This window comes from Mycetocola sp. 2940, from assembly GCF_040548835.1.
Classification (GTDB): Bacteria; Actinomycetota; Actinomycetes; order Actinomycetales; family Microbacteriaceae; genus Mycetocola_A.
Genome location: NZ_JBEPSK010000016.1, coordinates 1 through 20,935 on the forward strand (window position 1 = coordinate 1; position 20,935 = coordinate 20,935).

Annotated in this window: 23 protein-coding genes and 1 tRNA gene; 18 read left to right on the forward strand and 6 right to left on the reverse strand. The window is 65.0% G+C overall.

What is annotated here, in order from left to right:
- Nucleotides 1–256 precede the first annotated feature (256 nt).
- Nucleotides 257–856, reverse strand: coding sequence for a vitamin K epoxide reductase family protein (locus tag ABIE24_RS15410; RefSeq protein ID WP_354501230.1), 600 nt, complete (start codon nt 854–856; stop codon nt 257–259).
- A gap of 250 nt (nt 857–1,106) precedes the next feature.
- On the opposite strand from ABIE24_RS15410, the gene ABIE24_RS15415 reads away from it, so the two are divergent.
- On the forward strand, nt 1,107–3,641 hold the full coding sequence (locus ABIE24_RS15415) for an Rne/Rng family ribonuclease (protein WP_502916291.1): 2,535 nt from the start codon (nt 1,107–1,109) through the stop codon (nt 3,639–3,641).
- Nucleotides 3,642–3,665: 24 nt separating this feature from the next.
- On the opposite strand, the gene ABIE24_RS15420 is transcribed toward ABIE24_RS15415, so the two are convergent.
- Entirely contained in the window at nt 3,666–3,971 is a 306-nt protein-coding gene (locus tag ABIE24_RS15420) for a DUF4031 domain-containing protein (RefSeq protein ID WP_354501234.1), read from the reverse strand.
- Between the two features lie 221 nt (nt 3,972–4,192).
- Between ABIE24_RS15420 and rplU the strand changes: the two genes are divergently transcribed.
- From rplU to ABIE24_RS15490, 14 genes are all read left to right on the forward strand, one after another.
- Nucleotides 4,193–4,501: a 50S ribosomal protein L21 gene (gene rplU / locus ABIE24_RS15425; RefSeq protein ID WP_354501236.1), complete on the forward strand. Its 309-nt coding sequence runs from the start codon at nt 4,193–4,195 to the stop codon at nt 4,499–4,501.
- 19 nt (nt 4,502–4,520) lie between these two features.
- Complete coding sequence (rpmA, locus tag ABIE24_RS15430) at nt 4,521–4,781, forward strand: 50S ribosomal protein L27 (RefSeq protein WP_354501238.1); 261 nt, start codon at nt 4,521–4,523, stop codon at nt 4,779–4,781.
- A 116-nt stretch (nt 4,782–4,897) separates the two neighbouring features.
- On the forward strand, nt 4,898–6,481 hold the full coding sequence (gene obgE / locus ABIE24_RS15435) for a GTPase ObgE (RefSeq protein WP_354501240.1): 1,584 nt from the start codon (nt 4,898–4,900) through the stop codon (nt 6,479–6,481).
- Nucleotides 6,482–6,484: 3 nt separating this feature from the next.
- Nucleotides 6,485–7,273, forward strand: a complete 789-nt coding sequence (proB, locus tag ABIE24_RS15440; protein ID WP_354501242.1) for a glutamate 5-kinase — start codon at nt 6,485–6,487, stop codon at nt 7,271–7,273.
- Between the two features lie 38 nt (nt 7,274–7,311).
- Entirely contained in the window at nt 7,312–8,601 is a 1,290-nt protein-coding gene (locus tag ABIE24_RS15445; RefSeq protein ID WP_354501244.1) for a glutamate-5-semialdehyde dehydrogenase, read from the forward strand.
- Between the two features lie 52 nt (nt 8,602–8,653).
- Entirely contained in the window at nt 8,654–8,857 is a 204-nt protein-coding gene (locus ABIE24_RS15450; protein ID WP_354501245.1) for a hypothetical protein, read from the forward strand.
- Between the two features lie 6 nt (nt 8,858–8,863).
- The gene (gene nadD / locus ABIE24_RS15455; protein WP_354501246.1) at nt 8,864–9,463 is read left to right on the forward strand and encodes a nicotinate-nucleotide adenylyltransferase; all 600 of its coding nucleotides are present in this window, start codon (nt 8,864–8,866) and stop codon (nt 9,461–9,463) included.
- Nucleotides 9,460–10,620 (forward strand): hypothetical protein, encoded by a 1,161-nt coding sequence (locus tag ABIE24_RS15460; RefSeq protein ID WP_354501247.1) that lies wholly within the window; start codon nt 9,460–9,462, stop codon nt 10,618–10,620. The genes nadD and ABIE24_RS15460 overlap by 4 nt, the downstream gene beginning before the upstream one ends.
- Before the next feature lie 23 nt (nt 10,621–10,643).
- The gene (gene rsfS / locus ABIE24_RS15465) at nt 10,644–11,021 is read left to right on the forward strand and encodes a ribosome silencing factor (protein ID WP_354501249.1); all 378 of its coding nucleotides are present in this window, start codon (nt 10,644–10,646) and stop codon (nt 11,019–11,021) included.
- Between the two features lie 93 nt (nt 11,022–11,114).
- A tRNA-Ala gene (locus ABIE24_RS15470) sits at nt 11,115–11,190 on the forward strand.
- Between the two features lie 468 nt (nt 11,191–11,658).
- On the forward strand, nt 11,659–12,333 hold the full coding sequence (locus ABIE24_RS15475; protein WP_354501251.1) for a DUF4386 domain-containing protein: 675 nt from the start codon (nt 11,659–11,661) through the stop codon (nt 12,331–12,333).
- Complete coding sequence (locus tag ABIE24_RS15480; protein ID WP_354501253.1) at nt 12,330–13,091, forward strand: hypothetical protein; 762 nt, start codon at nt 12,330–12,332, stop codon at nt 13,089–13,091. Before ABIE24_RS15475 ends, ABIE24_RS15480 begins: the two co-directional genes overlap by 4 nt.
- Nucleotides 13,092–14,037: 946 nt before the next feature.
- Nucleotides 14,038–14,940, forward strand: coding sequence for an alpha/beta fold hydrolase (locus tag ABIE24_RS15485; RefSeq protein WP_354501255.1), 903 nt, complete (start codon nt 14,038–14,040; stop codon nt 14,938–14,940).
- A 180-nt stretch (nt 14,941–15,120) separates the two neighbouring features.
- Nucleotides 15,121–15,834 (forward strand): hypothetical protein, encoded by a 714-nt coding sequence (locus ABIE24_RS15490; protein WP_354501256.1) that lies wholly within the window; start codon nt 15,121–15,123, stop codon nt 15,832–15,834.
- A 154-nt stretch (nt 15,835–15,988) separates the two neighbouring features.
- Here the strand turns inward: ABIE24_RS15490 and ABIE24_RS15495 are convergent, their stop codons facing one another.
- A complete protein-coding gene (locus tag ABIE24_RS15495; protein ID WP_354501258.1) occupies nt 15,989–16,372 on the reverse strand; it encodes a RidA family protein in 384 nt (127 codons plus the stop codon).
- A 200-nt stretch (nt 16,373–16,572) separates the two neighbouring features.
- On the opposite strand from ABIE24_RS15495, the gene ABIE24_RS15500 reads away from it, so the two are divergent.
- Nucleotides 16,573–17,133: a dihydrofolate reductase family protein gene (locus ABIE24_RS15500; RefSeq protein ID WP_354501260.1), complete on the forward strand. Its 561-nt coding sequence runs from the start codon at nt 16,573–16,575 to the stop codon at nt 17,131–17,133.
- A gap of 65 nt (nt 17,134–17,198) precedes the next feature.
- Here ABIE24_RS15500 and ABIE24_RS15505 read toward each other — a convergent pair whose 3' ends face one another.
- Entirely contained in the window at nt 17,199–17,648 is a 450-nt protein-coding gene (locus ABIE24_RS15505) for an SRPBCC family protein (RefSeq protein ID WP_354501262.1), read from the reverse strand.
- 301 nt (nt 17,649–17,949) lie between these two features.
- Here ABIE24_RS15505 and ABIE24_RS15510 point away from each other — a divergent pair, with 301 nt between their 5' ends.
- On the forward strand, nt 17,950–18,345 hold the full coding sequence (locus ABIE24_RS15510; protein ID WP_354501263.1) for a YchJ family protein: 396 nt from the start codon (nt 17,950–17,952) through the stop codon (nt 18,343–18,345).
- 9 nt (nt 18,346–18,354) lie between these two features.
- Here ABIE24_RS15510 and ABIE24_RS15515 read toward each other — a convergent pair whose 3' ends face one another.
- Both ABIE24_RS15515 and ABIE24_RS15520 read right to left on the reverse strand, forming a co-directional pair.
- Nucleotides 18,355–18,945, reverse strand: a complete 591-nt coding sequence (locus ABIE24_RS15515) for an NADPH-dependent FMN reductase (RefSeq protein ID WP_354501264.1) — start codon at nt 18,943–18,945, stop codon at nt 18,355–18,357.
- Nucleotides 18,946–19,067: 122 nt separating this feature from the next.
- The gene (locus tag ABIE24_RS15520; protein WP_354501266.1) at nt 19,068–19,790 is read right to left on the reverse strand and encodes a trimeric intracellular cation channel family protein; all 723 of its coding nucleotides are present in this window, start codon (nt 19,788–19,790) and stop codon (nt 19,068–19,070) included.
- A gap of 99 nt (nt 19,791–19,889) precedes the next feature.
- On the opposite strand from ABIE24_RS15520, the gene ABIE24_RS15525 reads away from it, so the two are divergent.
- On the forward strand, nt 19,890–20,930 hold the full coding sequence (locus ABIE24_RS15525; RefSeq protein WP_354501268.1) for an alcohol dehydrogenase catalytic domain-containing protein: 1,041 nt from the start codon (nt 19,890–19,892) through the stop codon (nt 20,928–20,930).
- Nucleotides 20,931–20,935 lie beyond the last annotated feature (5 nt).

Consider the following 20,935-nt stretch of genomic DNA (forward strand, 5'->3'; position numbering starts at 1 on the left):
ACGACATCGCCCAGCATCCGCTCCGAGAACCTCGGACTCATCTCGATCAACACCCTTCAATAATCAGGTGTTGCTCTAACCGTTAGAACCCGCGGCCTGTAAGCGTGCTCTTGCGTCACTGGAACGCAACTGCCGGGCCGTGGCATCCGTTCCGGTGACGCTGAGGCCCCTTATGGCGCCTGAAAGCGTGCGTTTGCGTCACCGGAACGCAACTGCCGGGTCGTGGCATCCGTTCCGGTGACGCTGAGGCCTCCGCTCAGAGGCTGCCGAGCACATCCAGGCGCAACTGGGCGAGCACCGCGATCACGACGTAGCAAGCGAGCGTGAGCACGACGATCCAGCCCGACAGCACAACAGCGACCCGGCGCACACCGCGCGGTGAGGGCAGGATGCCACTGGCGAGGTTCCCCAGGGTGACGACCCAGAAGACGGGGATGGTGACCGCCCAGGTGACGATGCACCACGGGCAGAGCGTTCCGAGCACGAAGATGCTCTGCGAGATGAGCCACACCACGAAGGCGAATGCTGCCGTCACCCCGAGCTGGAACGCCAGCCAGAACCAGCGGTCGAACCGCGCTCCCGCGAGGACCGCGACGCCGACGACGACCGGCGCGACCCAGCCCGTCAGTCCCAGGATCGGGTTCGGGAACCCGAAGACAGAACCCTGCGGCGAGTCGAGGTTCGCGCTGCACTGCACGAGCACGCTCACGTCGCACGACAACGCAGCACCCGGCGACGCGAGTGAGGCGAACTTCTCAAGAGTCAGCGCGAACGCGGCGATCCAGCCCACGACACCGGCGACAACCAGGAAAACTGCGAAGCCGACCGGGCGACTCGGGTTTTCGTGGGAGCTCACCCTCCGGATTATGGCATGGCGGATGCCACAACTGCCGGGTCGGCGCACGGCGACGGCCCGGTCCGTGCGATAATGGCAAGACGAGGACAGGGCCGCGCCCTGGACCCGTGCAACAGAAGGCTTATCGGGTTGGCAGTCGTAACGAAACGGCCGAGACCCGGTGTTCGAAGGAAACAGTGTTTCGTCGGTCACAACGATCGACAGAGAAGGTGTGGGGCTAGAGCCAGAGGGCCGGTCACTCACATACAGGATTTGCGGGGGGAACGCGCAAGCGGCTCACCGCTCGATATTTCCCGAAAGGGCGGCGCGGTCGCCCCGCCGGATGAGGAGTCCACCAGTAATGGTGAATAAAAATTCAGACAGCACCAATGACCAGCTAACCGACGAGACGAGCCAGGACGCGGCGGAGACGCACACGTCCGCGGCGGATCCGACGGCCGAAGCGCCCGTCGAGACGCCCACAGCAGCGGATGTCGCTGCCTCGGTCGCCGAGCCGGCCGACAGCCCTGTCGCAGAAGAGGCGCCGTCCGCACCGGTTTTCACCGGCCCGCCGACGACCGCTCTGTTCTTCCAGGCTCCTGACGTCAAGCCGCTTCCGGCGCGTTCACGCATCGACGATGAGGATGACGAAGACGACGACGAAGACGACGAGCCGTCGACCGTGCGTCGCCGAGCGCGTCGTCGCTCGAACGACGACCGCCGTTCCACTTCGAACGACCCTGCCAACACCGTCGTCAAGGTGCGCCAGCCGCGCGAGGTCCGTGAACCGCGCGAAGCTGAGCTGATCACCGAACCGCAGCGGATCAAGGGCTCCACCCGTCTGGAAGCCAAGAAGCAGCGCCGCCGTGACGGCCGGGATGCCGGTCGCCGCCGGCCCGTCGTCACCGAGGCTGAGTTCCTCGCCCGCCGTGAGTCGGTCGACCGCAAGATGGTCGTGCGCTCCAAAAACGGCCGCATCCAGATCGGCGTGCTCGAGGACGGTGTGCTCGTCGAGCACTACGTTGCGCGCAACCAGGAAGCGTCGCTCATCGGCAACGTGTACCTCGGTCGCGTTCAGAACGTGCTCCCGAGCATGGAAGCCGCCTTCGTCGACATCGGACGCGGCCGCAACGCCGTGCTGTACTCCGGTGAGGTCGACTGGGACGGCGTCGAAACCGGCAACCAGCCGCGTCGCATCGAACTCGCTCTGAAACCCGGCGACCGCGTGCTCGTGCAGGTCACCAAGGACCCGATCGGCCATAAGGGCGCACGCCTCACCAGCCAGGTCTCACTGCCCGGCCGCTACCTCGTCTACGTGCCCAACGGCTCGATGAGCGGCATCTCGCGCAAGCTGCCCGACACCGAGCGCGCCCGGCTCAAGAAGATCCTCAAGGATGTCCTCCCTGACAACGTCGGCGTCATCGTGCGCACCGCCGCCGAAGGCGCGACCGAAGAGCAGCTCACGCTCGACGTGAACCGGCTGATCAGCCAGTGGGCCGAGATCAGCAGGCAGATGGAGACCGTCCAGGCACCCGCCCTGCTCCACAGCGAACCCGACCTGCTGATCAAGATCGTCCGGGACGTCTTCAACGAAGACTTCCAGAAGATGCTCATCGCCGGCGACGAGGCGCAGGAAGTCATCGAGAGCTACCTCCGCGGTGTCGCTCCTGACCTGCTCGAGCGCGTCGAGCGCTACGAAGGAACGAAGGATGCCTTCGACGAGTACCGGATCACCGAGCAGATCGAGAAGGCGCTCGACCGCAAGGTCTGGCTCCCCTCTGGTGGCTCGCTCGTCATCGACCGTACCGAGGCGATGACCGTCGTTGACGTCAACACGGGCAAGTTCGTCGGTTCCGGCGGAAACCTCGAAGAGACCGTCACGAAGAACAACCTCGAGTCGGCGGAAGAGATCGTCCGCCAGCTCCGCCTGCGCGACATCGGCGGGATCATCGTCGTCGACTTCATCGACATGGTGCTCGAGTCGAACCGCGACCTCGTGCTGCGCCGGCTCATCGAGTGCCTCAGCCGTGACCGCACCAAGCACCAGGTCGCCGAGGTCACCTCGCTCGGTCTCGTGCAGATGACGAGAAAGAAGCTCGGCCTTGGGCTGCTCGAGTCCTTCAGCGAGCCGTGCGAGGTCTGCGCCGGCCGCGGCGTGGTCATCCACCACGACCCCATCGTCAAGCACCGCCAGAGCCCCCAGCCCGAGACCAAGCGTCGCGGCAAGGGTTCAGGCGGCGACGCGCGGAGCTCGTCGGGCAACGGGAACGGCAACGGATCCACTGTGAGCAGCGCGCCGAAGGTGCCCACGCACGCCATCACCGACGACGCCAAGAACGCCCTCGCGAAGATTGCAGCATCCACCATCGGGCACCACAGCGAAGAGGAAGCCGCCGTCGAGGCTCCGGCAGTCGAGACTCCCGAACGGCGCACGGACACCCGCAACGAGCCGCGCACCGACACCCGCAACGAGTCGCGGAACGAACGCCGGAACGACCGCCGCAAGTCACAGCAGCGCTCACAGGGCGCCGCTGAGACGACTTCGCCGGCCCAGGATGAGACCGCCGAGAAGCTGACGGATGCCCCGGCACTGGCGATCCTCGACATCCCGATCGAACCGGCCCGCCAGCCGCAGCGCGTCAACGCCCGCGCGGCCGAAGACCTGCTTGGTTCTGTGCTCGACGCCTTGCCGGAACCCAAGCAGCCGGGCAAGGGACGCGCCCGCCGTCGGCGCGTGACCACTGCCGCCCTCACCGGGACGCCGGTCGTGCACGACGCCGACACGGCTCACACCACGGGTGAGTAGGAACCCTGCCGACGAGAACCGCAGTTAGGAGCGGCGGCTGTCTCCCTCGGGGGAGAGCCGCCGTTCCGCACGTTCGCGTGCGGTGATCCGGAGCCCGCTCCCGATCAGCCGGCGAACCAGCTCATGCCCGTCCACGGGCACGGCGCCCGCCTGCACGAGATCATCGTGCCGTGCGGCGGGAACGTCGTAGTGGTCAAGGTCGAAGCCGCGCCGCGGAACGTTGTTCGCGTCGGCGAACGCGTGCAACTCATCGAGCGAATCGTCACTGACCAGGTGGCTCCAGAGCGTGTCGTGGGCAGGCCAGCGTGGAGGATCGATGAGGATGGCCATGGGAGAATTGTAGGAAGTCGCGACACGGCATCCGTTGCATTTGTGGGATTGGGTGCGATGAAGTAAAGTTTCCTGTTGGCGCACGTTGGCTTATCACCCGTTTGCCCATGGTTTTCTGTCAGCTTGACCTCCCTTCCCGCTGGGGTCTACCGCACAGTGAATTTTCCTTTGACAGATTGAGCTCGCGAGCGTGCAGCTCCACAGAGAAGTAGGTACGAGAAGTGGTTTACGCAGTAGTGCGCGCCGGTGGCCGGCAGGAAAAGGTAGAGGTCGGAACCATCGTGACGATGGACCGGGTCAAGAACATCAAGGACGGCAAAGTCGAACTGGCTGCCGTTCTGCTGGTCGATGGTGACAACATCACCACCGACGCCGAGAAGCTTGCCAAGGTCAAGGTCACCGCTGAGTTCCTCGAGAACCTCCGCGGCCCCAAGATCCACATCCAGAAGTTCAAGAACAAGACCGGTTACAAGAAGCGTCAGGGGCACCGTCAGGAGCTCACGCGCGTCAAGATCACCGGCATCAAGTAAAGCCTGAGGGAGAACAGACATGGCACACAAAAAGGGCGCGAGTTCCACTCGCAACGGTCGCGACTCGAACGCACAGCGCCTCGGCGTGAAGCGCTTCGGTGGTCAGGTCGTCTCTGCGGGCGAGATCATCGTCCGCCAGCGCGGCACCCACTTCCACCCCGGCGTTAACGTCGGACGTGGCGGCGACGACACCCTCTTCGCCCTCGCGGCCGGTTCGGTCGAGTTCGGCGCCAAGGGCGGCCGTAAGGTCATCAACATTGTGACGGCAGCAGCCGAATAGGCATCCGTTGGTTTCATCTCAGGGGCGAGCTTCGGCTCGCCCCTGAGTTGTTTCAGACACTGCGTTGTTCAGATACAGCGCTATTTTCGAAGTACTAGGTTTTTTGGAGGGCTCTCGTGGCCACATTCGTTGATCAGGTGACACTGCACCTGCGTGCTGGAAACGGCGGTAACGGATGCGTGTCTGTGCGTCGGGAGAAGTTCAAGCCGCTCGCCGGCCCTGACGGCGGAAACGGCGGGAACGGCGGCGACATCGTCCTCGTCTCCGACCCACAGGTGACGACTCTCCTGGCCTATCACCGTTCGCCGCACCGCAGCTCCCAGAACGGTGGCCCCGGTATGGGTGATCACCGCAGCGGAACGCTGGGCGAAGAACTCGAGCTTCCGGTGCCCGTGGGTACCGTGGTCAAGGATGCCGACGGCAACGAACTCATCGACTTCGACGAGCCAGGAATGCGCTACGTCGTGGCGCAGGCCGGTCAGGGCGGACTGGGCAACGCGGCCCTGTCGACGACGAAGCGCAAGGCACCCGGCTTTGCCCTGCTCGGCACGCTCGGCTGGGAAGGTTCCGTCACCCTCGAGCTCAAGGTCGTCGCCGACGTCGCTCTCGTCGGTTACCCGTCTGCGGGCAAGTCGAGCCTCATCGCGGCGATGTCCGCGGCGAAACCGAAGATCGCCGACTACCCCTTCACCACCCTGCACCCCAACCTCGGCGTCGTGCAGGCCGGTGACAACCGGTACACCGTCGCCGACGTTCCCGGCTTGATCGAGGGCGCCAGCGAAGGCAAGGGGCTTGGTCTTGAGTTCCTGCGCCACGTCGAGCGGTGCTCGGCGCTTGTCCACGTGCTCGACTGTGCCACGCTCGAACCCGGCCGCGACCCGATCAGCGACCTCGACATCATCCTCGGGGAGCTCGGTGCCTATCCGGTTCCCGAAGGCCAGCTGCCGCTGCTCGAGCGCCCGCAGTTCATCGCGCTGAACAAGATCGACGTGCCTGAGGGCCGCGACCTGGCCGACATGGTCAAGCCCGACCTCGAAGCCCGCGGCTACCGTGTGTTCGAGATTTCCACCGTCAGCCACGAAGGGCTCCGTCAGCTCTCCTACGCCCTCGGCGACCTCGTCGCCACCGAGCGTGAGGCGCGCCGGGTCGAAGCCGCCGAGAAGCCGCGTATCGTCATCCGCCCGCGGCCCGTCGATGAGTCCAAGTTCTCCGTGGTCGTCGAGGGCGGGAGCTACGGCGACATCTACCGGGTGCTTGGAGCCAAACCTGAACGCTGGGTGCAGCAGACCGACTTCACCAACGACGAAGCAGTCGGCTTCCTCGCCGACCGGCTCGCGAAACTCGGTGTCGAAGACGGCCTGTTCAAGGCCGGCGCCGTCGGCGGCTCCACGGTCATCATCGGCAAGGGCGACGGCGTCATCTTCGACTGGGAGCCGACCCTGACCTCCTCGGCCGAGATGATCACCACACCCCGCGGGCTCGACGCGCGACTTGACGCGAACAACCGGCCCACGCGCAACCAGCGCCGCGAGGAGTACTTCGAGCGCATGGATGCGAAGAGCGCCGCCCGGGCGGAACTTCTCCGGGAGAAGGCGTCCGGCATGTGGACCGAACAGTATGAGGCCGACGAGCAGGCTGCAGCGGACGCCGCCGCCGCGGCGCGGGCGACAGCCGCGTCCGGTGCTGACGAGGACAAGTAGGACATGGCGTTAACCGGCCGCGACGGCATCCGTTCAGCACGCCGTGTCGTCGTCAAGGTGGGTTCGTCGTCGATCAGCGGCAAGAACGCGGGTCAGATCGCCCACCTTGTCGACGCCCTCGCGGAGGCGCACGGCCGGGGCACCGAGATCATCCTCGTGTCGTCGGGTGCGATCGCGATCGGGATGCCGTTTCTCCAGTTGACGTCGCGGCCCACCGACCTGGCAACCCAGCAGGCCGCCGCGGCGGTCGGCCAGAACGTGCTTATCTACCGCTACCAGGACAGCCTCGACCGCTACGACATCGTCGCGGGGCAGGTTCTGCTGACTGCCGGTGACCTCGAGATCGACTCTCACCGGAGCAACGCCCAACGCGCGATGGAACGCCTGCTTGCCCTGCGCATCCTGCCCATCGTGAACGAGAACGACACCGTGGCGACCCATGAGATCCGGTTCGGCGACAACGATCGGCTCGCCGCCCTCGTCTCGATCCTCGTCACGGCCGACGCACTCGTGCTGCTCAGCGATGTCGACGCCCTCTACACGAGGCCGCCGTCTGAACCGGGGGCCGAACCGATCGGCACGGTTGCCGTGGGCGATTCCCTCGGCGGTGTCACGTTCGGCGACATCGGCGCAGCTGGTGTCGGAACCGGGGGAGCGTCGACGAAGGTCTCCGCGGCGCGACTCGCGGCCGATGCCGGCGCTGGTGTGCTCATCACCTCCACCGCGCAGGTGGCGCAGGCGCTGAACGGCGACGACGTGGGTACGTGGTTCGAACCGACCCCTCGGCGGTAAGGTCGGGCAGCGCCCGCCGTTCCGGCTAAAATCGCAGTATGACCACAACAACTGAGGCTGCACCCGTCGACGCCGGACTGGTGAACGGCGTGCACGACCGGTTGAGGCGAGCGCGAGTAGCCTCCCGCGCCCTGGCCACGGCGAACGGCGACGTCAAGAACCGCGCACTCGAAGCCCTGGCCGTCGGCGTCGTCGAGGGGACCGGCCGCATCCTCGCCGCGAACGCAGTCGACCTGCAGAACGGGGACCGAGCCAAACTCGCCGCCGGACTGCTCGACCGCCTTCGTCTCGACGAAAGCCGCGTCCTGGCCCTCGCCTCCGCCGTGCGTGAGATCGCGGCCCTGACCGACCCGGTCGGTCAGACCCTCCGCGGATCCCGCCTGCCCAACGGCGTGAAGATCGACCAGGTGCGGGTGCCATTCGGCGTCGTCGGCGCGATCTACGAAGCTCGCCCGAACGTCACCATCGACATCGCCGCCCTCGCACTGAAAAGCGGAAACGCTGTCGTCCTGCGGGGTGGAACGGCAGCCGAGAACACGAACCGGGAACTCGTGTCCGTGATCCGGGATGCCCTCACCTCAGCAGGCCTGCCGGCCGACGCGGTGCAGACGGTCGATGACTTCGGTCGCGACGGTGCCACGCAGCTCATGCAGGCGCGTGGACTCGTCGACGTGCTCGTCCCGCGGGGGAGTGCTTCACTGATCCAGGCGGTCGTCACCGAATCGCGCGTGCCGGTCATCGAGACCGGGGCGGGTGTCGTACATATCTACCTCGACGAGACCGCGCGTCTCGACTGGGCGACCGAGATCGTCCACAACGCCAAAGTGCAGCGGCCGAGCGTGTGCAACGCCGTCGAGACGGTGCTTGTACACCGGGCAGCGGCAGAGCGGCTCCTGCCGTCCGTGCTCGACCGGCTGGCGGCATCCGGAGTCACCATCCACGCCGATGAGGCCGTCGCGGCGCTGTTCCCCGGCTCCGTGCCGGCCACCGACGAGGACTGGGCAACCGAACACATGAGCCTCGACATCTCGGTGCGCGTCGTCGACGACCTCGATGACGCACTCGACCACATCCGCCGGTATTCAACAGGGCATACCGAATCCATCCTGACCGAGGACGTCGCGGCGGCGGAGCGATTCCTCGCCGAGGTCGATTCCGCAGTCGTGATGGTGAACGCGTCGACCCGGTTCACCGACGGCGGCGAGTTCGGTTTCGGCGCTGAGGTCGGCATCTCCACGCAAAAGCTGCACGCGAGGGGTCCGATGGGAGTTACCGAGCTGACCAGCACAAAGTGGACGGTCCGGGGTACCGGGCAAGTGCGCGGTTAGTCGGTAGACTGGTTTCCGCGCCGACGCGCGCAGAGAATCGAATGGAGTACAGATGTCGATTGCGACAACCCTGATCGCTGAAGCAGTGCATCACACGGAACTGCCGATGCCGGCCTTCATGTACGGTGTCGTGGCGCTCATCGTCTTCGTGTTCCTTGCTGTCGCGACCTTCAGCTACCGCGATGTCTCCAACCGCCACGGCGGTCGGGTCGCGGCCCGGGAACGCACCGGGTCAAGCCAGGGAACCGGTCACTAGCCAGTAATGGCAGATCTGCCACGCCCACCTCGGGTCGGAGTGATGGGCGGCACCTTTGACCCCATCCACAACGGCCACCTTGTGGCAGCCAGCGAAGTCGCCCAGTCGTTCGACCTGGACGAGGTCATCTTCGTGCCGACGGGTCGGCCCTGGCACAAGAACGTGGTAACCCCGGCAGAACATCGGTACCTGATGACCGTGGTCGCGACGGCATCCAACCCGCGATTCACCGTGAGCCGGGTCGATGTCGATCGGGAAGGCACGACGTACACGATCGATACGCTGCGCGACCTGCACGCGTCGCGGCCGGACGCGGAACTCTTCTTCATCTCGGGAGCCGACGCCATCCAGCAGATTCTGAGCTGGAAGGACGCAGACGAGCTCTGGTCGCTGGCCCACTTCGTGGCTGTGAGTCGCCCGGGACACCCGCTCAATATTTCGGGATTGCCGCAGCAGGACGTAAGCTTGTTGGAAGTTCCGGCCCTGGCGATTTCTTCCACTGACTGTCGGAGCCGGGTGAGCCGGGGATTCCCGGTCTGGTATTTGGTTCCCGACGGTGTCGTTCAGTACATCACCAAACACCACCTATATCGGAGTAATGCATGACCCCGCTGCCCGACGAGCAACCGCTCTCTCGTCGCCAGCTGCGAGAGCAGCAGCGAACGACCGAGACCAGCAGTACCCCTATCGAGACGCCCTCACGCCGGGCGTCGACCACGTCCGCCGTCACCGGCGGCGAGATCTTCGACGGCAATCCCGCACCGGGGGAACCCGAACTGTCCACCGACGAGGTGGCCGAGTTGGAAGAAGCGGAGGCCGCAGGTCTTCCGCTCACCCGCCGCCAGGCGAGAGATCTCGAGCGAGTGCGCACCGCATCGCTCAGTGTGGTTACGCCCGCGCTCGAGGAACCGGAGACTGCGGATGCCGCCGCGTCCGTTCCCGACGCACCTCGCGATGGGGCTGAAGCGTCCGTCGGCGGCAAGGGCAAGAAAGGAACGCCGGCGAAGCAGGTGTCGAAGAAGAACCCCAAGCGGGGACAAACGCCTTCGAGCAAACTGCCGTCCTTCGTTCCGTCATCGGCTCCCGCCACGGTCGCCGAGCCTGACGTCGTCGACGCCGAACTCGTTCCGGCCGACGTCGAGGACGAGGCCCCGTCGAGCAGCGCTCCGGTTGTGCTGCCCTCCCTGCCGTCCGAGTCGGCCTTCGGCCCAGCCGTCACCGCTCAGGTGGCCGGCAAGGGCGACGCGACACCGAAGCTCTCCAGCAGCTTCGGCCAGGCTGTGCTCGCGGAGGACGAGGGCGCCAGCGCTGCAACGGTCGCCCAGCCGTTCGACCAGATCATTGCGCGCGGACTCGAGGAAGCCGGCAACGGTGTCAACACGAGTTCGATCATCCTGCCGTCGATGCCGAATTCGCACCCGCTCACCGGGCCGCTGTCCGCGAACGGAAACGTCGTGATCACGGGATCCATCGACCTTCCCTCCGGCTCCACCGGTGCGAACCCCGACCACTTCGATCGCTCCGACATCGACGCGATGTTCGACGCGGAAGACGAAACCCGACCCGCTACTGCCGGAACGCCGGTTTCGGCGAGCAAGGCGGTCAGCACCCACACGGCAACCCGCGATGTCATCACACCGCCGGCGCCCGCCCGCAGCAACAGGCTGCTCCTCATCCTGGCCATCACCGCCGGCGTCCTCGCCGTTGCAGTGTTGTCGGTCATCATCGTCGGTATCGCGGCCGGCGCATTCCAGTCGCGATAACCACCCGAAAGGTAAACCATCACGTGACAGCACGAGAATCCACCATCGAGCAGCTCGAGATCGCTGCCGCCGCAGCGCTCGACAAGGGTGCCAGTGACCTGGTCGCGCTCGACGTCTCCGGACCCCTTCCGTTCGTCGACGTCTTCCTCATCGCCACTGGTCGCAGCGAGCGTAACGTCGTCGCCGTTGCCGGTGAGATCGAAGACAAGCTCATCGAAGCAGGACACAAGACGCTGCGTCGCGAAGGGCGCTCGGAAGGACGCTGGATCCTCCTGGACTTCGGCGACCTCGTCGTCCACGTTTTCCATGAGGAAGAGCGCCTGTACTACTCGCTCGAGCGCCTCTGGAAGGACTGCCCGGTCGTTCCGATCTCCGTCGCCGCTGCTGCTGCGACGGAATAGGGCCCCGGCTCGCCGGTCGTCGCCTCGATTCGTGACCGCGCGAGTTTTGTAGTAATCTAATCAGGTTGCTCCGAGAGATCAGAGCAACCGAATGGGTCTGTGGCGCAGCTGGTAGCGCACCTGCATGGCATGCAGGGGGTCAGGGGTTCGAATCCCCTCAGATCCACCAAAACCCCTGATGAACGTAGAGTTCTCAGGGGTTTTTCTCGTGAAAAAGGGCCTTTTTGGGGTCTTTTTGGGGTCCGCGATCCACAGCGGTCGACAACGGAGTATGTCAGACAGCGATGAACCAGGGTGTGTGCCGCACTCATAGGGAGTATGAGCGCACCCGTTCCGACGCCGGATACGCCCGCACGCTTCATCGAGGGCCTCGGGGACTATCTCACCGTCGACGAGCTCGGATATTGAGGTCGCCAACGGCGTAGCGCAAGAACGCCGCACGAACCGGTAGGTGAAGACCATGGCTACCACGCCAAACACCAACGTCAAGATCCCGGTGTACTCGTAGAAGTTATGCCCAGACTCTCGAGACCAGAGCTGGAAGACAGTCTCGACCACTGAACGTCGCTTCCTTCTCCGTTGCGTGTGGGCGAACGTTTCCTTAGACTCTGCTGACCGGGATTGCAGGGGAGGCGGGGTGGCTGACGACCAGAGGACTGCGCGGATCTTCGGAGTGCTGTTCATCATCACGTTCCTCACCTCGATTCCTGCGGCGCTTTTGTTTGGGCGGGTTCTCGAAGACCCTGCTGGTTACATCGCGGGTGGCGGTAATGACACGCAGATCTACCTGGCCGCATTCCTGGAGTTGCTGCTGATCATTTCGAACGTCGGCACAGCCGTTGTGCTCTACCCGATCGCAAGGCGTCGCTACGAGACGCTCGCGATCAGTTTCGTCGCCGCTCGAATCATGGAGAGCGTTTTCATTGCAGCTGGGATCATGTTCGTGCTCGCGATCGTCGCCCTGCGCCAGGAGGCTCCCGAGGCAGCCGACGTCGCTGTCTCGTTGGCAGCGTTGAAGGACTTGTCCTTCCTATTCGGCCCAGGACTTATCGTCCCCATCGGCAATGGCCTGATACTCGGCTACATCATGTACCGCTCTGGCCTCGTCCCGCGACGCATGGCCTGGTTCGGTCTCATCGGAGGGCCGCTCCTCCTGATTGGGCAGCTTGGCGTGCTCTTCGACTTGTGGGACGCAGGCGGCGCGGCGTTCATCCTTGTAGTCCCGGAGGCCATCTGGGAGCTGTTCGTCGGGTTCTACTGCGCTATTCGCGGGTTCAGGCGCGATAGTCCGATACTTACCCGCGAGCCATGACTCTGGTACCCACACCGGGTTCAGGCGACCCGTCGGCCCGGTCGACCGATGCTCTCCCCAGACGGTGGCGACAGTTGCTCGCTCTGTCCGGCTTCGCGTTCGCGGTACTCCTCCTCCTCGGTTGGTTCCTGAGCGGTGGCAACACGCCGGACTATATGGCCACCGACGAGGACTGGACGACCTGGGCGGGCGAGGTTGGGCCCAGGAGCGGCATCGGTGCGTCGCTCATCCTTCTTGGAGGAGTCGCGTTCCTGTTCTTCGCGGCGACCATTCGAGGCACACTGGGGAGCGCGGAGCCCACGGTTCGCGGGTCCGGGACGCTGGGTTACGCGGCGTTCGGCGGGGCTCTCGTTGGCATCGCGGGCATCGGGATGGCCCTCGTTAACGTCGCATCGGCGACCAGCGCGGGTGCCGACGCGGATCCAGTCGCCATTAGAGCGGTGGCAACCGCGTCCGCCGGCCCGTACCTGGTTGCCGCGATGGGCTTTGCGGCCTTCCTAGGCGCCGTCGGACTGTCGACGCTGCTGAGTGGTTCCTTCTCCCGTTGGACCGGAGTGGTGGCACTGGTCGGTGCGGTTGCTTTCCTCCTCACCTTTTTTACGGCCGTTGTAGGCCTCGGTGAAGACAGCGCGTTCGGGTATGGCTTTCTGCCTGGCATCCTGGCCCTGGTGATCTGGTCGATGGCTACGAGTATTGCTGAATACCGTGCAGTGGCGACCTCCACGCGCGAGCCCGCCTCAGGAGAAGTCGAGGGGTAGACCGCCGCGAGACGAGAGCGCGCGCGTCCTGTCAGTGCCCGGCGTCGGAGAAGCCGCTCTGCACAAGGTGCTCCTCCATGACAGGGCCAAATCCGCAGGGCATAAACACTGTCTTCTCGGGACACCAGGTAACGGCTCGATCCTCGCGGGTCTCACCTCGTCCATCGAGGCGGTCGATGACAAGACCCAGACCATCACGCTGAAGACGCCGAGTCCGCTGCTGGCCAGCGCGTCAACCGAGACGCCTGTATGTGTTGTGGCCTTTTTGGGTCCTTTTTGATCAACCCACAGAGCCAAGCATCGACACCCAAATTGATGTTCCGAAGCCACGCGATGGTCGTTCCGACCATATGATTGCTGGAATCTACAAAGAAAGACGGCGCAGACCCGCACATCAACGTCTGTTGGGGGTCAGGGGTTCGAATCCCCTCAGATCCACCGAAACCCAGGTTGAACGCATAGTCCCCAGGGGTTTTTCGTTCGAAGAAGCCTCCAAAAGGCCCTGGGGCCTTTTTGGGCCTTTTTGAAATCGCCCTGCGAACCACAGCGATCCACACCGAATCGCGTCGGACAGCGAAGAACCAGGGTTTGTGCACTGATCACGGACCCGACAGTGAAACCAGCGATAGTGAGCCGTCCCTGTGGCCGTTGGGGGCGAAATGCTTCTACGGGACCGAAGCTTACGACGCACCGGGGTGGTGGCCGACCATGAGTCTTCTTGCGGGAATCGCATCGATGGTTGCGGCCATGGCGATCGTCTTCGCTGGTCCGCCGACTCAGCACGGCATGCAGAGCCGTCGAACCGATCGCTCCTGACCGATAGCCTGACCCCGCCAGGACCGATCCGGTGCGTCGTTCATGGCCCTGACGGCTGGGCAATCATCCTGGCTGACCGACATTTCCGGTACCCACTGGCCGACCGGGATCGTCGTTGGGATAGTTGAACATGCTCATCCCACCACGATCACCCTCGGTCGACGACTTTCGCGGGTGCCTGGCCGAAACTCCGCGCACAGTCACGACGTCTTTGGGACGGATCGAGTACGCCGAGCGGGGCGAGGGCGAGCCGATTCTCGCGATACACGGCACGCTCGGTGGGTGGGACCAAGGGCTCGTTGCGGGCGAGTATATGCGAGTGAACGGGTTTCGGATCATCGCCCCGAGCAGGCCCGGCTACCTCGGAACTCCGCTGTCGACTGGCCGCACGTTCAGGCAGCAGGGCGATGCCTTGGCCGCGCTGCTCGATGTGCTCGAGATCGACCGCATCATCGCGCTCGCATTCTCGGGCGGCGGTCCCACCGGCTACGAGCTTGCGGCCCGGCACCCCCATCGCGTGAGCAAGCTCGTTCAAGTCGACGGCGTGTGCATTCCCGGCCCGATACCGAGGGTTCCGGCCGGTATCGCCGCGCGAGATGTCTTCGCCAAGATGCCGCTCTGGTTCCTCAGACACGCCCCGCGGCAAACCCTCACCGCACTATTCCGCCTCTACGGCACCGAAACGAAAGTCGTCGTGTCTGCCCGGGCGAGGACCCTTGCGGCGATCCCCGGCCGAACAGCAGCGCTGGAGGCGACGCTGAGTGCGTCGCTCGGTGCGGCGCGACGACGCCAGGGAATGGAGAACGACTTCACTCTCTTCACTCCGGCACCGCTGGATCGCGTCACCTGTCCAACGCTGATTGTGCACGCCCGCTCGGACAAGATGGTGCCCCCGGCCAGTGCCGCGTACGCCCACGCACACATCGCCCGCTCCGAGCTTCACTGGATCGACGGATCGCACCTCGCCTTCGCCTTGGAGGCCGCCGACACGGCTCCGGCCTACGTCCTGAGTTGGCTGCGCGACACCAGCTGATCACCGAGGATCGGTAGCCGGAAGCCTTCGGCTGCCCGAGTTGAGGGCCCCAGATAGGTTCTGGGTTGAGGTCGAAGGAGGACGAGCCGGTGAGCCTGAGGCGGAGCGCAGACCGGCAGAGAGTTGGTCATCAGGGTCCGTCCAGCGCGACGAACAGGAGTGGCCAGGCGGAGGAGTATCGTGCTCTCATGGCCGACCGGGATTCCTTTCACCACTGGAACGGCCGGAGAACCGGCGGCTGACATGCGTGCGCATCCGAACCGCTCCTGGTCGATCGTGTTCGCCATTCTCGCCGGCGCGTGGGCGCTGTTCCTCCTGCCTCCCCAGTTGCTCGCCTGGTACGACGCTCCAGCGTGGGCGATCGCGCGGGACCGCTCGGATTTCTACCGCGCCGTGCACAAGTTTGTCGTCGGGCTCCGTCTTCACGACGATTACCTGGCGTTCGGCTCGGCGATCAGCATCTCAATGGTGCTGCTGTGGTGGTCCACCGGACCCGCGATGACCTGGCTGGGATGGACGGGCCGCGTCTTCAGCACGATCCTGCTTCTGCTCGCACCGCTGACGTTTCTCAGCTACCTCAATCACGCTGACTCTTCGCCACTGCGTTTCTTGTGGGGGAGTGAGGGGCTTGGCCTGATCGTGCTCGGTGTCGCAGGAATCCTGGCAGCAGTGGTAACTCGGGCGCCGCTGGTCAGGGCGTGGCAGCGGGTCCTCTTAGCGGCGACTCTCCCCATGGAGGTGGCTTTCACCATGCTCCTCGGGTACTGGCCGCACGGGACGGTGGTCGGGCTGGCACTGCAGGCCTGCCTGCTCGCCGCCTTCGCGCCGAGAGCAGCCGACGCTCTCTCCTCGCGCGAAAAGCTGAGGAGGCAGAAGAGCGTATCGCCCCATTGATCACGAGCGACAGACCCGAAACCCACCGGCTGAAGCCGCCCATGGGGCTGTGCCATCAAAGGCGCTCTGAACGCCGAGCACAATCGCAAGGGTGAAGGTCGCGCCCCCGAGCACCCATATTGCGGGCAACGTAACCTCCTGTCCCTGGACGCAGTCAGCCGTCTGTATGAGCTGTCATCAGGATCGACACCAGGATGCCTCGCAAGTTCGGTCCGAGGCGGGCGACGGCGCGGGCCGGAGGAGCCTCAGGGAAGACCTCAGCGTATGCCTCGTTCATACCCGCGAAGTCATCCGGTTGCGCAAGCAACACCGTGACGAGCGTGACGTCAGCAAGAGTGCTTCCGCCCGCGTGAAGGATGGCCTCGCAGTTGCGCAGTGCCTGCAGGGTTTGATCCTGGATCGACGATCCGGCGGGCTCGCCGGTCGCCGGATCGATCCCGACCATTCCCGACACGTAGATCGCCGAACCTGCTCGCACACCTTGGCTGTACAACGGAGAGCGCGGTGCATTCTCAGTGCTGATGATTTGTCTGTTCATGGACCGGAGCATAGGCCGAGAGCAAGTACAACCGAAGGGGGTACACGCCTCCGCACAGGTCCGTTCGAAAAGAATCGCTTGCGGCGCGGACCACGGCGGCAATAATTGGGTGGATCAGGCGTCGATGAAGACGAATCGCGAGGACTATTTTCTGACATGGTCCGGTGAGACGCGCCGCGCGTAGCGAGGAGAGCAACGAGATGAGACCACTTCGATATTCCATCAACGTCACGCTCGACGGCTGCTGTCATCACGAGGCAGGCCTTCCTCCTGACGAGGAAACGATGGGCTATTGGACCGAGGAGATTGCGCGGGCGGATGCGCTGCTATTCGGCCGTACGACCTACGCGATGATGGAGTCGGCGTGGCGGAAGCCTGCCGCGGGTAAGTGGCCTGACTGGATGGATGAATGGGAGATCCCGTTCGCTGAGACCATCGACCAGGCGAAGAAGTACGTCGTGTCGAGCACGCTCAGCGTGGTCGATTGGAACGCCGAGCTGGTGAAAGGAGAGTTGGGGCCAGCGATTGAACGGCTCAAGCAGTCGCCAGGCGAAGGTCTCTTCGTGGGTGGGGTGACGCTCCCGCTGGCGCTGGCAGATCTCGGACTGATCGACGAATACGTGTTCCTTGTGCAGCCTGTCCTCGCCGGACACGGGCCTTCATTGCTCGCCGGTTTGCGCGAGCACATTCTGCTCGAGCTCGTGGATCGCCATGACTTCCGGTCGGGGGTGGTCGCCCTGCGATACCGGCCCCGCGAGTGACGGCTCGACGAAATCTGCCCTGACAGGCCTGACGTATTGGGGGACCTTTGTGGGAATCCCGCCCGTCAGTTGCGCGGGTGTCCTGCCAGCACCCGGCCCAACGTTTTGAGGTTGCCACGGAGGGACCTGCCGAGGAGCCGGTTCACCACCGGATCGGGCAGCTTTCCCAGGAGCCCACTCATCGCCCCGGTCTCAAGCCGCTCCGTTACGCGTGTGCCGCTACCGACCGGTTCCAAGATGAACGTCGCGGTAAGGTCACGTCCTCCACCGACCGAGCGTGACGTCATCCGCCGGGGCGGCTCGAATTCGGTGAGTTCGACCACCCAGTCGAACTGCTGGCCCATGAAGCGGGTCGTTCCGCGGCCTCGCGTTCCCAGCCCCGGAGGGCCGTCCCCGACCTGCCCGGATGCAGTGACAAAGGCATCGTAGACCGAGAGGTTGTCGAACTTTGCCAGGAAATCGAAGACGTCCTGCTGCGGCAGATCGATGACGACGCTTTCCTCCACTACAGGCACCGGATACTCCCTCGAAGCCTCGTGCAGTTCCTGACCCGATGAGGAGACTGTCCCATACACGTCACAGATGCTCCCGTCATAGACACAAGGTACTCCTTCCGCTTCCACTAGTCACTACTTTCGTAGTACCTATCCATGGCCCTAGCCGGACGCTCATCGGCCTCTGACGGTGGCCGCCCCTCACGCTCAACAGGATCATCCGGGCGATGGGAGCGTTCGACAGGATCTTTTGGCCGGTTTGGGCGATGGTCTCCTGTCGTGCGTCAGGCGGCTCTCCCGGAGTGGCCGGGATAATGGAGCCATGCCCTTCGCCGTTCTCACCGATCCCGACCGCTGCCCCTGCCTCAGCGGCGAAACCTACGGGTACTGCTGTGCACCATTCCACCGGGGGCTGGCCAGTGCACCGACCGCTGAGCGGCTTATGCGGTCGAGGTACTCCGCATTCGTGGTCGGCGACGAAAGCTACCTGCTGCTGTCGTGGCATCCGAGCACCCGGCCGGTGTCGCTCGACCTCGATCCCGACGTGCGCTGGTACCGGCTCGACATCCTCGCCACCAGGCAGGGCGGCCTGCTTGACACCGAGGGAACCGTCGAGTTCCGGGCGTTCTACCGCTTGCCGGACGGTCGAGGCGACCAGCACGAGGTGAGCCGGTTCGCCCGCGAAGGCCGAGCCTGGACGTACCTCGACGCGGCCTGATCTACATCGTCAGCGCTGCGGCACCACCGTGAGCACCCGGGTGACAAAGGTGAGGAAGTCTGCCATCCAGTCGCGCAGGAACGTCTCCGTTCCCTCGTTCGTGACGGACCCATCTTCGGCGATGAGGCCGGGCGTCATTTGGATGTACGCCTCCGGCGCAGTCATCTGGCGCGAGTTGCAGAAGCTCAGAATGCTGCGCAGGTCCTGCTGAGCGACCGCGGTGCCGATCGCGCCAGGCGAAGCGCCGATCACCGCAGACGGTTTTCCGGTGAACGCGTTCTCGCCGTACGGCCGTGACGCCCAGTCGATCGCATTTTTCAGCGCACCCGGAATGGAACGGTTGTATTCCGGGGTTACGAAGAGCACGGCATCCACGTCGAGGATGGCCTGCTTGAACTCCCGTGCGACCGGCGGGTAGTCCTCGTCGTAGTCGTAGCTGTACAACGGGAGGTCGCGGATCGGAATCTCGGTGAACTCGAATTCCTTCGGGGCGAGCTTTATCAAGGCCTCGGCGAGTTGTCGGTTGATCGACGCGGTCGCAAGACTTCCGACGAAGTAACCGACGGTATAAGGCGGTTCGTGCTCAAGGATGGTGGGCATGGCAATCCTTCCTGGTCTGGCCACGGAATGATGAGCCTCGGACGGCCCGCCGTGACGCTTTCCACGCTACGACGCACCCTCGAGCATGTCCATGGAAACTCGGGACGAGCGGATGCCGTGGGTCAGGCGGGTGGGCTCGCTTCGTCCCCAGACGCACCCGTCGTCCGCCGTCGGCGCAGCCGGGCGCCGGCGTCGGTGAGCAGCCGCGGCCGGGGGATCCGTATCTCAGTCGGCAAGGTCCAGCCGTACCGGCGGGCGAGGAGCGACAGCCCGGCGCCGCTCGCCATCGCGACCAGTGAACCGATGGTCGGAAGGCCCAGCGAGCTCAGCACCACCATCTCGACGCTGGAGAGGAGAGCGCTCGTGGCGTAGAGGGTGTTTCCGCCGAAGATCCGTGGAATCCGAAGCAGCATCACGTCGCGAACCGCTCCGCCGCCGACAGCGGTGACGACACCCATGGCGACGGCGGCGAGCCAGCCCAGGTCAGCGTCGAGCGTTTTCTGCGCGCCGACCGCTGCCCAGGCACCGAGGGCGAGCGCATCAAGGAGTACGAGCGAGCGCTGCGACCACTGGCCGCGGAACGGGGCGAAAAATGCGATTACCGCACCGGCGACGGCGAGGACAAGATAGGCGGGGTCGGTGAGCGCGACAGGAGGGCCTTGTTGGAGCAGGGTGTCACGGATGATCCCGCCGCCGAGGCCGCTCAGCACCGCGAGGATGACGAAACCGACGAGATCGAGCCGGGCCGAACGGGCGGCGATGCCACCGAGGATTGCGTTCGCGAGAACCCCGCCGAGGTCGACGGAGCGCAGAATATCATCGAAGGTTTCAGCGTTCAGGTCCATTCGAGCCCCTTGGTCCTCGGCACGGTCGCGGAGCTCCGGAAGCCGCGCCGTTCCAGCGTAATGGAGCCCCCGGCCACGCGCCTGCGGGATACTGGGCTGATGCGTGCCGTCGTCTACGAGTCCTTCGGGGGAGTACCCCGTGTCGCCGATGTCGCCCGCCCGAAACCGGGCGACGGTGATGTGCTGGTCCAGGTGCTCGCCACCGGGTTGTGCCGCAGCGACGTGCACGCGTGGGCCGGCCATGACCCGGGAATCCGGCTGCCGCACGTGCCCGGCCACGAGCTGGTGGGGCGGATCGCAGAGCTTGGGCCCGGGGTGAGCGAGCTCCGGCTCGGACAACGTGTCACCGTGCCGTTCGTGTGCGCCTGCGGCCAGTGCCCCGAGTGCGAGAGCGGCAACGGTCAGGTCTGCCGCAACCAGACGCAGCCCGGGTTCACCCACTGGGGCTCGTTTGCGGAATACGTGCTCATCCACAACGCCGACCTCAATGTCATCCCGATCCCCGACGCACTTGATCCGGGGGCTGCCGCGATCCTCGGATGCCGCTTCGCCACGTCATTTCGCGGGCTGGTGGGCCAGGCTCACGTGCGCGCAGACGAATGGGTCGTCATCGTCGGTTGCGGTGGTGTCGGTCTCAGCGCCGTGATGATCGCGGCCGCGATGGGTGCACGGGTCATCGGCGTCGACATTTCGGCCGACGCGCTCGCCCTTGCCACGGCATCCGGCGCGGAGCACGTTCTGGATTCGAGTCAGCTCACCGATGCCGATGTCGTTGCGGCGGTTCGCGACCTGACCGCAGGCGGTGCCGCGGTGTCGGTCGAAGCTCTTGGTCGAGAGAACACGACAGCCGTCGCCATCCGTTCGCTCGCGCGGCGGGGCAGGCACGTTCAGATCGGGCTGTTCTCCACGGACCCGCGCATCCCTATGGGTGACGTCATTGCGGGTGAACTTACGGTCCTCGGCAGCCATGGGATGGCGGCACAGCACTACCCGGCGATGCTCGACATCATCGCGTCGGGCCGGCTCCGCCCCGAAGAACTCATCACGAAACGGATCAGCCTTGACGAGGCACCCGCGGCGATGATCGACCTCGCCAATGCCAGGAGCACAGCTGGGGTGACACTGATCGTTCCCGGATAGTGCAG

Bases quoted from the DNA above. Each gene is read 5' to 3' on its own strand.
- ABIE24_RS15445 (WP_354501244.1), top strand. From the start codon at position 7,312: ATGACCACAACAACTGAGGCTGCACCCGTCGACGCCGGACTGGTGAAC.
- ABIE24_RS15450 (WP_354501245.1), top strand. From the start codon at position 8,654: ATGTCGATTGCGACAACCCTGATCGCTGAAGCAGTGCATCACACGGAA.
- ABIE24_RS15520 (WP_354501266.1), bottom strand. From the start codon at position 19,790: ATGGACCTGAACGCTGAAACCTTCGATGATATTCTGCGCTCCGTCGAC.
- ABIE24_RS15510 (WP_354501263.1), top strand. From the start codon at position 17,950: ATGCCCTTCGCCGTTCTCACCGATCCCGACCGCTGCCCCTGCCTCAGC.
- ABIE24_RS15420 (WP_354501234.1), bottom strand. From the start codon at position 3,971: ATGGCCATCCTCATCGATCCTCCACGCTGGCCTGCCCACGACACGCTC.
- ABIE24_RS15485 (WP_354501255.1), top strand. From the start codon at position 14,038: ATGCTCATCCCACCACGATCACCCTCGGTCGACGACTTTCGCGGGTGC.
- ABIE24_RS15500 (WP_354501260.1), top strand. From the start codon at position 16,573: ATGAGACCACTTCGATATTCCATCAACGTCACGCTCGACGGCTGCTGT.
- nadD (WP_354501246.1), top strand. From the start codon at position 8,864: ATGGCAGATCTGCCACGCCCACCTCGGGTCGGAGTGATGGGCGGCACC.
- ABIE24_RS15525 (WP_354501268.1), top strand. From the start codon at position 19,890: ATGCGTGCCGTCGTCTACGAGTCCTTCGGGGGAGTACCCCGTGTCGCC.
- ABIE24_RS15495 (WP_354501258.1), bottom strand. From the start codon at position 16,372: ATGAACAGACAAATCATCAGCACTGAGAATGCACCGCGCTCTCCGTTG.
- rpmA (WP_354501238.1), top strand. From the start codon at position 4,521: ATGGCACACAAAAAGGGCGCGAGTTCCACTCGCAACGGTCGCGACTCG.
- proB (WP_354501242.1), top strand. From the start codon at position 6,485: ATGGCGTTAACCGGCCGCGACGGCATCCGTTCAGCACGCCGTGTCGTC.
- ABIE24_RS15460 (WP_354501247.1), top strand. From the start codon at position 9,460: ATGACCCCGCTGCCCGACGAGCAACCGCTCTCTCGTCGCCAGCTGCGA.
- ABIE24_RS15480 (WP_354501253.1), top strand. From the start codon at position 12,330: ATGACTCTGGTACCCACACCGGGTTCAGGCGACCCGTCGGCCCGGTCG.
- ABIE24_RS15515 (WP_354501264.1), bottom strand. From the start codon at position 18,945: ATGCCCACCATCCTTGAGCACGAACCGCCTTATACCGTCGGTTACTTC.